This window comes from Dellaglioa sp. CoH-55-MRSF-9 (assembly GCF_056782155.1).
The window spans coordinates 1-235 of sequence record NZ_JBXAYG010000175.1 but is presented as its reverse complement, the minus strand read 5'-3'; the positions used below and the strand labels follow the sequence as shown (position 1 = coordinate 235).

1 protein-coding gene is annotated in these 235 nt (G+C 54.5%); it reads left to right on the top strand.

Annotated elements, in window-relative coordinates:
- The coding region (locus tag AC1RPV_RS08250) for a hypothetical protein (protein WP_481764278.1) at positions 1–235 on the top strand (235 nt) is incomplete at both ends.

Here is a 235-nt window from a genome sequence, read left to right as displayed (position 1 = left end):
ATGATGAGCGCAACGTACACGATTAACGGGGCTACCGTTCAGCAAGATATTCCTGTGACGTGGAGCGCTGACAACTTCACCACAGGACAGATTGCTAACCGCCTCAAGCTCTTTGCCTCGAACTTCGTCAGTTACTTCATCGACGACTTGGTGATTCAGAGCGTATCCGGTGCGGACCCTACGTGGCCCCTTGGCGCGGGTGTGTGGCCGACTCCTGAAACTGAGCCTGCTATAT